At 74.0% G+C, this 11675-nt stretch carries 13 protein-coding genes and 1 pseudogene; 7 read left to right on the forward strand and 7 right to left on the reverse strand.

Annotated features, from left to right (window positions below; translation table 11 throughout):
• Positions 1-212 precede the first annotated feature (212 nt).
• Positions 213-440, forward strand: a complete 228-nt coding sequence (locus tag AB0F68_RS34295) for a hypothetical protein (protein WP_357345893.1) — start codon at positions 213-215, stop codon at positions 438-440.
• A 36-nt stretch (positions 441-476) separates the two neighbouring features.
• Positions 477-1568 (forward strand): PIN domain-containing protein, encoded by a 1092-nt coding sequence (locus AB0F68_RS34300; RefSeq protein ID WP_357345895.1) that lies wholly within the window; start codon positions 477-479, stop codon positions 1566-1568.
• A gap of 19 nt (positions 1569-1587) precedes the next feature.
• Here the strand turns inward: AB0F68_RS34300 and AB0F68_RS34305 are convergent, their stop codons facing one another.
• A complete protein-coding gene (locus AB0F68_RS34305; protein ID WP_357345897.1) occupies positions 1588-2817 on the reverse strand; it encodes a hypothetical protein in 1230 nt (409 codons plus the stop codon).
• A gap of 90 nt (positions 2818-2907) precedes the next feature.
• Here AB0F68_RS34305 and AB0F68_RS34310 point away from each other — a divergent pair, with 90 nt between their 5' ends.
• Both AB0F68_RS34310 and AB0F68_RS34315 read left to right on the forward strand, forming a co-directional pair.
• Positions 2908-3381, forward strand: coding sequence for a molybdenum cofactor biosysynthesis protein (locus AB0F68_RS34310; protein ID WP_357345899.1), 474 nt, complete (start codon positions 2908-2910; stop codon positions 3379-3381).
• A 152-nt stretch (positions 3382-3533) separates the two neighbouring features.
• Entirely contained in the window at positions 3534-4109 is a 576-nt protein-coding gene (locus AB0F68_RS34315; RefSeq protein ID WP_357345901.1) for a sigma-70 family RNA polymerase sigma factor, read from the forward strand.
• Between the two features lie 25 nt (positions 4110-4134).
• Here AB0F68_RS34315 and AB0F68_RS34320 read toward each other — a convergent pair whose 3' ends face one another.
• Positions 4135-4872 (reverse strand): zf-HC2 domain-containing protein, encoded by a 738-nt coding sequence (locus AB0F68_RS34320; protein ID WP_357345903.1) that lies wholly within the window; start codon positions 4870-4872, stop codon positions 4135-4137.
• A gap of 120 nt (positions 4873-4992) precedes the next feature.
• Between AB0F68_RS34320 and AB0F68_RS34325 the strand changes: the two genes are divergently transcribed.
• Positions 4993-6129, forward strand: a complete 1137-nt coding sequence (locus AB0F68_RS34325; RefSeq protein ID WP_357345905.1) for a CoA transferase — start codon at positions 4993-4995, stop codon at positions 6127-6129.
• Between the two features lie 4 nt (positions 6130-6133).
• Here AB0F68_RS34325 and AB0F68_RS34330 read toward each other — a convergent pair whose 3' ends face one another.
• Positions 6134-6703, reverse strand: a complete 570-nt coding sequence (locus tag AB0F68_RS34330) for a TetR/AcrR family transcriptional regulator (protein ID WP_357345907.1) — start codon at positions 6701-6703, stop codon at positions 6134-6136.
• Positions 6704-6842: 139 nt separating this feature from the next.
• On the opposite strand from AB0F68_RS34330, the gene AB0F68_RS34335 reads away from it, so the two are divergent.
• A complete protein-coding gene (locus tag AB0F68_RS34335; protein WP_357345908.1) occupies positions 6843-8036 on the forward strand; it encodes an acetyl-CoA C-acyltransferase in 1194 nt (397 codons plus the stop codon).
• A gap of 19 nt (positions 8037-8055) precedes the next feature.
• Here the strand turns inward: AB0F68_RS34335 and AB0F68_RS34340 are convergent, their stop codons facing one another.
• Positions 8056-8484, reverse strand: a complete 429-nt coding sequence (locus AB0F68_RS34340; RefSeq protein ID WP_357345910.1) for a PPOX class F420-dependent oxidoreductase — start codon at positions 8482-8484, stop codon at positions 8056-8058.
• Positions 8485-8624: 140 nt separating this feature from the next.
• Here AB0F68_RS34340 and AB0F68_RS34345 point away from each other — a divergent pair, with 140 nt between their 5' ends.
• Positions 8625-9836 (forward strand): LCP family protein, encoded by a 1212-nt coding sequence (locus AB0F68_RS34345; protein ID WP_357345912.1) that lies wholly within the window; start codon positions 8625-8627, stop codon positions 9834-9836.
• A 137-nt stretch (positions 9837-9973) separates the two neighbouring features.
• On the opposite strand, the gene AB0F68_RS34350 is transcribed toward AB0F68_RS34345, so the two are convergent.
• The 3 genes and pseudogenes from AB0F68_RS34350 to AB0F68_RS34360 all read right to left on the reverse strand — a co-directional run.
• Positions 9974-10816 carry an alpha/beta hydrolase gene (locus AB0F68_RS34350; protein WP_357345914.1) on the reverse strand — a complete coding sequence of 281 codons (843 nt, stop codon included), beginning with the start codon at positions 10814-10816 and terminating at the stop codon, positions 9974-9976.
• The gene (locus tag AB0F68_RS34355) at positions 10813-10953 is read right to left on the reverse strand and encodes a hypothetical protein (RefSeq protein ID WP_357345916.1); all 141 of its coding nucleotides are present in this window, start codon (positions 10951-10953) and stop codon (positions 10813-10815) included. The genes AB0F68_RS34350 and AB0F68_RS34355 overlap by 4 nt, the downstream gene beginning before the upstream one ends.
• A 359-nt stretch (positions 10954-11312) precedes the next feature.
• Positions 11313-11675 (reverse strand): annotated as a pseudogene (locus AB0F68_RS34360) (IS701 family transposase); the annotation flags it as partial.

Consider the following 11675-nt stretch of genomic DNA (forward strand, 5'->3'; position numbering starts at 1 on the left):
CGGTCGGGTTCAGACAGAACCGGAACGTGGTGAAACGGGCCACGGCAGCACACCATGCCACACACCACCGACAAACAGCCCACACCACTTGCACCCACCCAGAAACCCCACGGGCCGACCGACAACAAAGGCTCACAACGCCCAGCACCAGCCGCTCACTTATGAAACACGCCGTAGGCTGATCGAGAGGAGCCGGGCGAGAGGCGGACGTGGTGGGCGCTGGCGGCAAGGACCGGTCGACGGGGAGGCGGAACCGCCTGCTCCTGGCCGGCCTGCTGGCCGTGGTCGGGCTGATCCTGCTGCTGCTCGGCCTCACCGTCGCCAACGGCGCCGTCGCCGGCGTCGAGGTCGTGCTGGCCCTGCTGCTGCTGATCGGCAGCTACGCGATCCAGTACGCCGCCCGCCGCGACACCCTCTATCGGGACGAACGGCGGCGGTGACCGGGCCGGACAAGGAACCCGGCTAGGCTGGCCGGCGTGGATCAGGAAGACCGGATCGCGCTGCTTCTCGACTACGAGAACCTGGCGCTGGGTGTGCGCGACCATCACGGTGGCCGGGCGTTCGATTTCCGCCCGATCGCCGACGCCCTCGCCGAGCGCGGCCGGGTGGTGGTGCGCCGGGCCTACGCGGACTGGTCGTACTTCGACGAGGACCGGCGGATGCTCACCCGGTCGCACGTCGAGCTGATCGAGATACCGCAGCGGATGGGCGCCTCGCGCAAGAACGCGGCCGACATCAAGATGGCCGTCGACGCCGTCGAGATGGCCTTCGAGCGGGGGTACATCTCCACGTTCGTGATCTGCACGGGGGACAGCGACTTCACGCCGCTGGTGCACAAGCTCCGCGAGCTCAACAAGCGGGTGATCGGGGTCGGCGTGGAGAATTCCACGTCGGCGCTGCTCCCGCCCGCCTGCGACGAGTTCCTCTTCTACGACCGCCTCGAAGGGGTCGACGTGCCGCCCGCGGCCGGCCGCCGTGGCCGGGCGGCCCGCCCGGCCGAGCCCGAGACGCCGCCGCGGGCCGAGCCGCCCGTTGAGCCGCCGGCCGAGGTCGCGCCGCCCGCGGAGGAGCCGGCGCGGGACGTCGATACGCTCGCCGTGCTCGTGGCGCAGACCGTGGCCGGCATGCAGGGCAGCTCCAGCGGCGAGGTGACCGCCTCCGGGCTGAAGCGCACCCTGCTCCGCAAGGACCCGACGTTCACCGAGTCCGACTACGGCTTCCGGACCTTCGGGGAGCTGCTGCGCCACCTGGCCGGGCACAACGTCATCGAGTTGGCCGCGGGACCCGCCAAGGGTGACCCGGAGGTGTCGCTGCCCGAACGGGGCGACCGGGAGGTGGCCTTCGCGCTGCTGCGGTCCGTGGTGGTGGACCTGGCCGGCGAGGGCGGCGCGGTGGCGCTGTCCGGGCTGAAGGACCAGCTCCGCCGGGCGCGGCCGGACTTCAGCGAGAAGAAGCTCGGCTACCGCAGCTTCCTCCAGTTCTGCAAGGCTGCCGCCACCAGTGGCGCGGTGGAGCTGCGGTGGAGCACGGAGGCCGAGGACTACCTGCTCACTCCGCACACCCCCTGACGATCGGGCCTGCCCTGGTTCAGGTCCGGCGGCACAGCAGCGGGTCCAGCACCGGCAGCCGGAGCGGGTCCAGGCAGATGCCCGACACGGCGGGGTCGGTCGGGGACGGCGAGCCGGTCGGTGTGGGGCTGCCGGTGGGGCTCACCGCCGGTGGCGGGTTCCCGGTCGGGCTCACCGGCGGCGGGGTCGTCGATGGCGCCGGTGCCGCGGGCTTCGTGGCCCGGGACGGCGTCGGAAGCGCGATCGGCGCGTTGACCCGGATCGGAGTCCCGATGACGGTTGGGCTCTGGGCCCCGCCGGCCGGACGGGGGAGCCGGGCGGGATCGCCGGCCGGCGACTGGGTTGGGCCGTCGTCGCGCATACCGGGTGGGCTGGGGACCGGGTCCCGCGCATAGTCGTCGTCCGTGACCCGCGCCGGGCTGCCCGTGGCCGGCCCTGCCCGGTGCACCGGCCCGGCCGCCGCAGGCCAGGTGCCCGCGGACGCCACGCCGAGGAGCACGGTGACCGCCACGGCCCCGGCCGCGACCAGGCGCTCCGGACGGCGCCGTGCCGCCGGGGCGTCCTGGACACCGAGCGGTCGCGGTGGCCGCGGCCGGGCCGCGCGGTGGGCGGCCAGCAGCGTGTCGAGCTGCTCGGCGACCGCGTCGCGGGTCCCGGTGGCGGCGGCGTACGCCAGGGTGAGGTAGAAGCGGAAGTTCGCCGCGCTGGTGACCGGCACCCGCAGCCCGGCCGGGCGCCGGCCGTCCCCGGGGTGCAGCAGGGTGACCGGCAGGTCGGGGTGGTGCCCCGGCCCGAGCAGGTCACGGTGCGCCCACTCACGCCGGCCGGTCCGCCCGGCGAAGGCGACCCGCCGGTCGGTCACCACGACGATGCCCGTGTCGACCGCCCGCAGTCCGGCCGGAAGCGGGCCGTCGGCCGGGTCGAGCAGCTCCGCGGTCAGCGTCGGGTCCGGCGCGGGGAGCCCGGGCAGGTGCCGGGCCTCCGCCTCGACCAGGTCCGCGACCGGCAGGATCCGGTAGACCACCTCGCCGTCGTCGAGCCGCACCGGCAGCTCGGTGTCGGTCAGGGCGCACCCGTGGAACCCGCTCGCCTCGATCCGCAGCCGCTCCAGGTGCTCGGTGCGCCGGCGCCAGTCCCGGGCCGCCGCCTCGTACGCGCGCCGCCCGCGTTCGTTCTCGCGCCGCGCCCATGCAATCTGTCGTCCCAGCTCGGGGTGACGCCCGACCGGGGTGGACCGTCTCGCCGTCACACCCGGTACAACGTCCTCCACCCAGGGTGGACACGTGAGGATGGCTATCGTCCGCTTTGGTGACGGTACGTCCGTGCCTACAATCGGCGCATGCCGCAGATCGTCCAGTTGCTGGCCTCGCCGGTGCACCGCTACGTGGGTCGCCCGGCCGACGGCCCGGCCCCGGCGCCGCCAGGTGAGCTGGTCGAGCAGGTCCGGATTCGGGCCGGTCTGGGCATCGTCGGCGACCGCTACTTCGGCCGGCCGGCGCACCGCGAGGCGAGCGTGACCCTGATCGCGCAGGAGTCGCTGCCCGCCGGCGCCGACCTCACCCAGGTCCGGCGCAACGTGCTGACCAGTGGCCTCGCCGTGGACGAGCTGGTCGGCCGGGTGCTCACCCTGGACTCCGGCGACGGGCCGGTGAGCCTGCGGGTGCACCGGGCCGCCCCGCCCTGCGCCTGGATGGACGTCACCGTCGCGCCCGGCACCTGGAAGGCGCTGCGCGGCCGGGGCGGCGTCCGCTGCGCGCCGCTCACCGACGGGATCCTGCGGGTCGGGCCGGTCGAGGTGACCATCGATTCCTGACCGCCCCCGGGAACTTTCCGATCCCGCCGGCCGACCAACCTGCGACCGGCCGGTCGGCGACGGGGTGGCAGGGAGGATGCAGGGATGAACCGAGCGGGGCCCGCGCCCGTACCGTGGATCATGACGACGGTGGACCGGCGGGCCGGTCGCGGATGAGCCACGAGGCCGACGACGAGCAGGTGACCCGGTGGGCGCACCGGGCCGGCCGGGGCGACCAGCAGGCCGCCGCCGCGTTCGTCCGGGCCCTCCAGGGCCCGGTGTGGCGGTTCCTCGTACACCTGGCCGGCCCCGCCGAGGCCGACGACCTGACCCAGGAGACGTTCCTGCGCGCGCTGCGCGGCCTGCCCGGTTTCGCCGGACGGTCGACGGCGCGTACCTGGGTCTTCACCATCGCCCGCCGGGTCGCCGTGGACCACGTCCGGGCTGCGACGGCGCGCCCCCGGGTGGCCGCGCTGCCGGACTGGCAGGCGGCCGCCGAGGCGGCCGGGGCGGTCACCCCGGGCGGGGACGAGGCGGTCACCCTGCGCGGGCTCATCGCCGGGCTCGCCCCGGAGCGGCGGGAGGCGTTCGTCGCCACCCAGGTGGTCGGCCTCTCCTACGCCGAGGCGGCCCAGGTGTGCGGCTGCCCGGTCGGCACCATCCGGTCCCGCGTCGCCCGGGCCCGCGAGGACCTGATCGCCGCCTGGCAGGACGACGCCCGGCCGGCCCGGGGCGGCCGGGTGGTCTGACCCGGACCGAGCGCCGAGCGGCCGGTCAGGCGGCCCGGCGGTCGCGGGCCTGCGCGGCGTACGGCGTGGGTGGCAGCAGGCGCAGCGGGGCCGGCTCCGGCGGCTCCTCTGTCCGCAGCGACCAGCGCGACCCGGACGACCGGCCCGGCCGGGGCGGCGCGCCGCCCGGGCGCCACCGGGGCCGGGCGAGCAGCACCATCACCACCCAGCCGACCAGCAGGAAGCCGTGGCTGACCAGCCGCTGCACCGCCACCTGCCCGGTGATCAGGTCGTTCACCGACAGCAGCACCAGGGTGGCGACGAACGCGCTGAGCATCGGCAGCAGCCCCGCCGGGGCGGAGCGCCGCAGCGCGACGTAGAGGAATCCGGCGCCCACCGCCACGTTCCAGGCGGCCGACTCGTGCCACAGGTGCTGGCCGGTGGCGTGCGCGTGGTCGATCACGGCCTCCCGGCCGACCTGGGCCAACCCGAGCACGAGCTGCACCGCGCCGAGCAGCCCGAGCACGCCGCGCAGCCCGAGCGCCGTCCGCTCCCACCACCCGGGCCGGGCCGGTGGCGCTGCGGCGAGCACCGCGTCCACCAGGTCGGGCACCTGCGGTGCGAGCCGGGTACGGGCCCGCCGGGTCACCGAAGCGGCAGCCTCGAACCAGCCCCGGCAGCCGGCGCAGCCCACCAGGTGCGCCTCGGCCGCCGCGCTCTCCGATCGGGTCGCCTCCCCGTCCAGCTGCGCCGACAGGATCTCCCGCCACTGCTCACACGCCATGTACAGGTAGTCGTCGGGGCCGGCCGCCTGGTTCCCGACGGGGTGCCGTCACCCGCGACCGGTGTGCCATCGTGGTCTCCTCCCGGTCCGAGGGACGGGTCCGAGTGGGGAGGTCTGGCGATGGGGGAGGGCTCGTCCGGGCCGTTGCGCGGCGTCCTCGTCGCGGACTTCTCCCGGATCCTGGCCGGGCCGTACGCGACCATGCTTCTGGCCGACCTGGGCGCCGACGTGGTCAAGGTGGAGGCGCCGGGCGGCGACGACACCCGGACCTGGCAGCCGCCGCTGCGCGACGGGGTCTCGACCTACTACCTCGGCGTCAACCGCAACAAGCGCTCGCTGGTCCTCGACCTCGCCGACCCGGACGACGCGGTGCTGGGCCGCCGGCTCGCCGCCCGGGCCGATGTCATGATCCAGAACTTCCGGCCCGGCGCGCTGCGCCGCTTCGGCCTCGACCACGACAGCGTCACCGCCGCCAACCCGCGGCTGGTGTACGCCTCGATCAGCGGCTTCGGCGCGGCCGGCGGCGCGGACCTGCCCGGTTACGACCTCATGGTGCAGGCGGCGTCCGGGCTGATGAGCCTGACCGGGGCGGCCGACGGCCCGCCGTACAAGGCGGGGGTGGCGGTCTTCGACGTGATCGCCGGGCTGCACGCGGCGGTCGGGATCCTGGCCGCGCTGCACCACCGGGCGGCCACCGGTGTCGGGCAGCACGTCGAGGTGGACCTGCTCTCCTCGGCCCTGTCCGGTCTGGTCAACCATGCCAGCGCGCACGTCGCCGCGGGAGTGGTGCCGCACCGCATGGGCAACGCCCACCCGAGCATCGTGCCCTACGAGCCGCTGCCCACCGCCGACGGCGAGCTGGTGGTGATCGCCGGCAACGACGGCCAGTTCCGCGTCCTCTGCCAGGTGCTCGGCCTGCCCGGCCTGCCCGACGACCCGCGGTTCCGGCGCAACCAGGACCGCACCGCGCACCGTGACGCGCTGCGGCCGTTGCTGGTGGCCGCCCTGGCCCGCCGGACCAGCGCCGAGTGGTTCCGTGAGCTGCGCGCGGCGGGGGTGCCGTGCAGCCCGATCAACAGCGTCGCGGACGGGCTGGCCCTAGCCGAGGGGATCGGGCTCGACCCGGTGGTCACCGTCGGCGGCGTGCCGGGGGTGCGCCACCCGATCGGCCTGTCGGTCACCCCGCCCCGCTACGATCTGCCGCCGCCGGGGCTGGACGAGCACGGCGCGGAGCTGCGCGCCTGGCTGGGCGGCTGAGCGGTCAGCGCTTCGCCGCGGCCAGCAGGTCGTCGACCAGCCCGGTCGCGGTCTGCGCCGCGGTGGCGGAGCCCGGGCGGGCGGCGCTGCCGTAGAGACCCTCGACGACCAGCCAGATCCGGTCGGCGAGCCGGCCCGGGTCGGCCACGTCCAGCCGGGCCACCAGGGCGTCGATCTCGGCTCGGGTGTCGCTCAAGTAGTCCCGGGCCACGCGGCCGGGCTCGCCGGCGTCGCCGGGGAACTCGGCGAGGTATAGGCGGAACGCACAGCCGCGGAAGTCCGGCCGGGTGGAGGTGGCGGCGATCTCCGCGACCAGCGCCCGCAGCCGCGCCGCCGGGTCGTCGGGCAACCCTTCGGTCGCCGCCGCGCCGGCCCGCTCCCGGCGGCACGCCCGCAGGTACGCGGCGACCAGGTCGTCCTTGCTGGGGAAGTGGGTGTAGAGCAGGTTCTTGCCGCAGCCGGCCGCGTCGATGATCTGGTTCATCCCGACGGCGCGGACGCCGTGCCGGTAGAACAGCTCGCCGGCAGTGCGCAGGATCCGCTCCCGGCTGCCCGGGGCCGCGGTGCGGGCCATCGCTCCTCCTTCGCTCGGCTGTGGCGAGGATAACGGACCGATCGGTCCGACAGCGATTGACCGGGGTGCGATCTACGGCGCAGTATCGGACCACTCGGTCCCGGACCGATCGGTCCGGCAATGGTCCCAGGAGGCAGCGATGCGCGACGCGGTCATCGTCGAGGCGGTACGGACCCCGGTGGGTCGGGCGAAGCGAGGCGGGGCGTACCTCGACGTGCACCCGGTCGACCTGCACGCGCACGCCCTGCGCAGCCTGGTGACCCGGGTGCCGGGGCTGGACCCGATCGAGATCGACGACGTGGTCGGCGGCGCCGTCGCCCAGGTCGGCGAGCAGAGCACCAACACCACCCGGCTCGCCGCGCTCGCGGCCGGCTTCCCCGAGTCGGTGCCCGGGGTGACCGTGGACCGGCAGTGCGGCAGCAGCCAGCAGGCGCTCAGCTTCGCCGCCCAGGGCCTGATCGCCGGGGCGTACGACATCGTGGTCGCCTCCGGCGTCGAATCGATGAGCCGGGTGCCGATCGGCAGCGCGGCCGTCGTCGACGGGGTCCGCACCGACTTCGCCGGGCCGGGGGTTGCCGCGCGCTACCAGAGCGGGCTCGTCCCGCAGGGCGTCGCCGCCGAGCTGATCGCCCGCAAGTGGGACCTGTCCCGCACCCGGCTCGACGAGTACGCCGCCACCAGCCACCAGCGGGCCGCCGAGGCGTGGCGACAGGGGCGGTTCGCCGGCCAGATCGCCCCGCTCCCGGGCATCGACCTGGCCATGGACGAGACCATCCGGCCCGGGACCACCGTGGCCCGCCTCGCCGAACTGCCGCCGGCCTTCGCCGCCGAGCGCTGGACCGCCCGCTTCGGCGAACTCGACTGGAAGGTCACGGCCGGCAACTCCAGCCCGCTCAACGACGGCGCGGCGGCCCTGCTGCTGACCACCGGCGAAACCGCCCGACGGCGGGGCTGGTGGCCCCGGGCGCGGATCCACACCGCCACCGTGGTCGGCGACGACCCGATCATGATGCTCACCGGCATCATCCCGGCCACCGCCAAGGTGCTCGCCCGGGCCGGCCTCACCATCGGCGACATCGACGCGTTCGAGGTCAACGAGGCGTTCTCGTCGGTCGTGCTGGCCTGGCTGGCCGAGACCGGCGCGGACCCGGCGAAGGTGAACGTCGACGGCGGCGCCATCGCCATCGGCCACCCGCTCGGGGCCAGCGGCGCCCGGCTCGCCACCACCCTGCTGCACGTCCTCGAGCGCACCGGCGGCCGCTACGGCCTGCAGACCATGTGCGAGGCCGGCGGCACCGCCAACGCCACCATCATCGAACGCCTCGACGGCTGACCAGGCGGCGGCGGGTCGTTCAGTCGGCGATGCCGGTGAAGCCGGTCACATGCTCCGCCCGGAGCCGGACCAGCAACTCGCCGGGCACGGCGTTACGCCGGCCGTACTCCTCGGCCCGCTCCGCGCCCATGTATCGGGCGGCGATCCGGGTGGACCAGGGCAGCGACTCGACCGGGTCGTCGATGACCGTGACCGGGCCCCGCACGGTGACGAACGCGTAGGGCGGGCGCTCCTCGTCGACGGACAGCGCGGCCCGGGGGTCGCGGGCCAGGTTGCGCCCCTTCACGCTGCTCCGACCGGTGTTGAAGACGAGATCGTCGCCGTCGAGCACGAACCAGATCGGGGCCACGTGCGGGGAGCCGTCGGCCCGCACCGTGGCCAGCTTCCCGGTCCGGGTGCCGGCCGTGACGAAGGCCCGCCACCCCTCGTCGCTCATCCGCTGCGCCATGCGGCCATTCTGGCCCACCGCGCGGACAGCCCGGCCGGCGGCCACTCCCAGCCAGTTCACAGCCGCGTGACCTGTCCGGTGGGCTCGGCCCGGCATAGCCTCGGACCGGCCCGCGCCCATCCTGACCTGGGGAGATACCGGTGTCGTACCCGACCACCGCCGGAGCGTCCGCTCCGGCCCGGCCGCGCCGGTCCGCGCGGCGGCCCTGGCCGCGCTGGGCCCGGTGGTGCGTGGCGGTCGGCACCACCCTGATGACGGTGAGCGGCGTGGCGCTCGGCGGCAGCGCCTACCTCCTGCACGCGGCGACCGGCGAGGTCACCCGGCAGAACCTACTGGGCGCCGCGGCCGCGCCGATCGAGCAGCACCGGACGATCACCGGGGCCAAGAACATCCTGCTCGTCGGGGTCGACGCCCGCCCCAACCAGGACCCGAGCCAGCTCACCCGCGCGGACTCGATCATCCTGCTGCACGTCCCGGCCGACCACACCCAGGCGTACCTGGTCTCGCTGCCTCGCGACTCGCTGGTCACCATCCCCGCCTACGACAACGGGGCGACGCCGTTCCGGGGCGGGCAGAACAAGATCAACGCCGCCTTCGCATTCGGCAGCCGGGGGCTGACCGGCTCGACCGCGCTCTCGCACGGCTTCGAACTGCTGGCGCTGACCGTCCGCGACCTGACCGGCATCACCCCCGACGCCGGGGCGATCATCGACTTCCAGGGCTTCAAGAAGATCGTCCAGGTGCTCGGCCAGGTCTGCATGTACGTCGACGAGACCACCACCTCGATCCACGTCGGGCACGACGCCTCCGGCAAGCCCGCCGCGCCGTACGCCATCAACCCGGACGGCACGGTGAACCACCGCATCCCCGGCGTCACCCCGAACATCTACACCAAGGGCCAGCACTGCCTCGACCCGGCGCAGGCGCTGGACTTCGTCCGGCAGCGGGACCTGCTGGCCAACCACGACTTCGACTACGGCCGGCAGCGCCACCAGCAGCAGTTCGTCAAGGCGGTGCTGGCCCAGGTGGTCAGCCAGGGGCTCGACTCACCGACCAAGCTGCCCGGGCTGCTCTCGGCCGTCGGCCGGACGATGACCGTGGACGACGGCGGCATCCCCCTCGCCGACTGGGCGTTCGCCATGCGCGGCGTCAAGCCCGACAAGATCACCACGCTCAAGACCAACGGCGGCACCTTCAACAGCCGTACCGTGCCGGGCGTCGGCAGCGCCGAGATCCTCAGCCCGACCAGCGTGCAACTGCTGCGTGCGGTGCGGGACGACACCGTCGCCGCGTTCGTCGCGGCCCACCCGGACTGGGTGGCCGACTCCGCTCCGGCGGCCCCGGCGCACTAGTACTCCAGCTAGCTCGTGATCGTGCTGGTGGGGTGGTGTGGTCGGGGTGCTCCAGTTGGTCGTGGGCGCGCGGCCGGATCGACCCTCCGACGTCCACTGCTGCGTGGAGGCCGGACCCGCGTGGCACCTGCCGTCGTCTATCCGAGGGTGAGCATCGCCTCGCCGACCTCGCCGATCGCCGCATCGGGGATCGCAGTGGCAGCCTCCTGGAGGATGAGCAGCCGTGCCCCGGGGATCTCGCGCGCGATGGCCTCGCCGTTGCCGAGGGGGAAGAACGGGTCGCGGCGGCCGTGGACGACGAGCGTGGGGACCTTGATCTCGGGCAGGCGCTCACGCCAGCGTGGTGTGCAGTCGAGCCGGGAGAACACCAGGCCCATCTGGTTGGCCATCTGGACCGGTGGTGCGGTGCCCGGGGTGCGGTCCCAGATGCGGGCGGCGACTGCGCGCGCGGCGGCGGGGTCGTTGCCGAGGATCTCCGCGCCGGCGGCGGCGAACTGGGCGACCGCCTCGCGGTCGGTCCAGTCGGGCATCGGACGGGTGAACAGTCGGCTCATCGTCGCCTGGTCGTGGTCGGGGAGGTCATCGTCGGGCGGGCCAGGGGCGACCGCGCGGGTGCCGACCAGGGTGAGCGCCGAGAACGCGCCGGGATGGTCGAGCACGGCCACCTGGGCGACCATCCCGCCGACGCCGATCCCCGCGAGGTGCGCGGGCCCTCCGCCGAGCGCGCCGGCAAGGGCCGCCGCGTCGGCGGCGAGGTCGCGCAGGGTGTAGGCGGGCGCCTGCGGATCCGTCGCTGTCGACTCCCCGCTGTCGCGCAGGTCGTAGCGCACCACACGGCGCCCGCCAGCGGCGAGGCGCTCGCACAGCGCGTCGGGCCAGGACAGCATCGTCGTCCCGCCCGCGAGCAGGACCAGTGGCGCGTCGTCGTCACCGAACGACTCAATGCCCAAAGCGATCCCATTGGCGTTGACAGTGCTCATCGGATCACCCGGGAGACGTCGTAGGTCAGGTGCGCCGCGGTCGATGTCGAGATCACGCTCCGCTGCACCAGCGTGCGCGACGCTGCGCCGACGAAGCCGTCGAGAGAGACCGAGATGTCAGCGATGATTCGGATCATGCCAGGGTAGACCCGATCCGCCGCCGAAACTCATCGCTCACACCTGAAGCGTGTGGCGGATGCGAACTCGATAGCACGACGCGCGAGGGGGCACGTCGGACGGATACACGATGCCGCCACTGGTTCGGCCGGTCCGCCTGGCGACGTCGCCACCAGGCCCGAGCCCAGGCCAGCCATCACCGGAGGAAAGCCGCGAATCAGACATGAAGATCACGATCTACGGCTGGAGTAATAGTACTCCAGCCGCACTTCGCTGAGTCGGAGTCTTCGCTGGTAGTGGCTTGTTTTGGCTCGGAACTGGTGGCGGCGTCGCCACCATGACCATCGATTGATGTGGTCGCGGGTTCGTCTGCGGGTGATCAGGTGTGCCAGGAGACGTCGAGTCTCGGCGAGGCTGAGGGGAACGAGTCCGGCCCGGTCGGTGGTGCCCCCTTTTGCGCCTGGGTGGCGGTGACGGTGAGGAAGGCGTGGGCGCACATAGCGAGGGTTATGTGGCGGTACCACGCGTCGTGGCGGCGTACCTGGTAGTCGTCCAGGCCGACTTGTCCCTTGGCGGTCTGGAAGCACTCCTCGATGGCCCACCGGGTGCCGGCCACTCGGATGAGTTCCTCGTCGTTGGTGTCGGCGGGTCCGTAGCACAGGTAGTAGGCGTGCTCGGTCGGGTCGGTGATCGACCGGCGGATGAGCAGCCAGCGGGTGAATCCGTGCTCGGCGGTGCCGGT

This window comes from Micromonospora sp. NPDC023966 (genome assembly GCF_040639095.1).
Taxonomy (GTDB): Bacteria; Actinomycetota; Actinomycetes; order Mycobacteriales; family Micromonosporaceae; genus Micromonospora.

Bases quoted from the DNA above. Each gene is read 5' to 3' on its own strand.
- AB0F68_RS34325 (WP_357345905.1), top strand. From the start codon at position 4,993: ATGGGGGAGGGCTCGTCCGGGCCGTTGCGCGGCGTCCTCGTCGCGGAC.
- AB0F68_RS34335 (WP_357345908.1), top strand. From the start codon at position 6,843: ATGCGCGACGCGGTCATCGTCGAGGCGGTACGGACCCCGGTGGGTCGG.
- AB0F68_RS34315 (WP_357345901.1), top strand. From the start codon at position 3,534: ATGAGCCACGAGGCCGACGACGAGCAGGTGACCCGGTGGGCGCACCGG.
- AB0F68_RS34320 (WP_357345903.1), bottom strand. From the start codon at position 4,872: ATGGCGTGTGAGCAGTGGCGGGAGATCCTGTCGGCGCAGCTGGACGGG.
- AB0F68_RS34355 (WP_357345916.1), bottom strand. From the start codon at position 10,953: ATGATCCGAATCATCGCTGACATCTCGGTCTCTCTCGACGGCTTCGTC.
- AB0F68_RS34340 (WP_357345910.1), bottom strand. From the start codon at position 8,484: ATGGCGCAGCGGATGAGCGACGAGGGGTGGCGGGCCTTCGTCACGGCC.
- AB0F68_RS34310 (WP_357345899.1), top strand. From the start codon at position 2,908: ATGCCGCAGATCGTCCAGTTGCTGGCCTCGCCGGTGCACCGCTACGTG.
- AB0F68_RS34350 (WP_357345914.1), bottom strand. From the start codon at position 10,816: ATGAGCACTGTCAACGCCAATGGGATCGCTTTGGGCATTGAGTCGTTC.
- AB0F68_RS34330 (WP_357345907.1), bottom strand. From the start codon at position 6,703: ATGGCCCGCACCGCGGCCCCGGGCAGCCGGGAGCGGATCCTGCGCACT.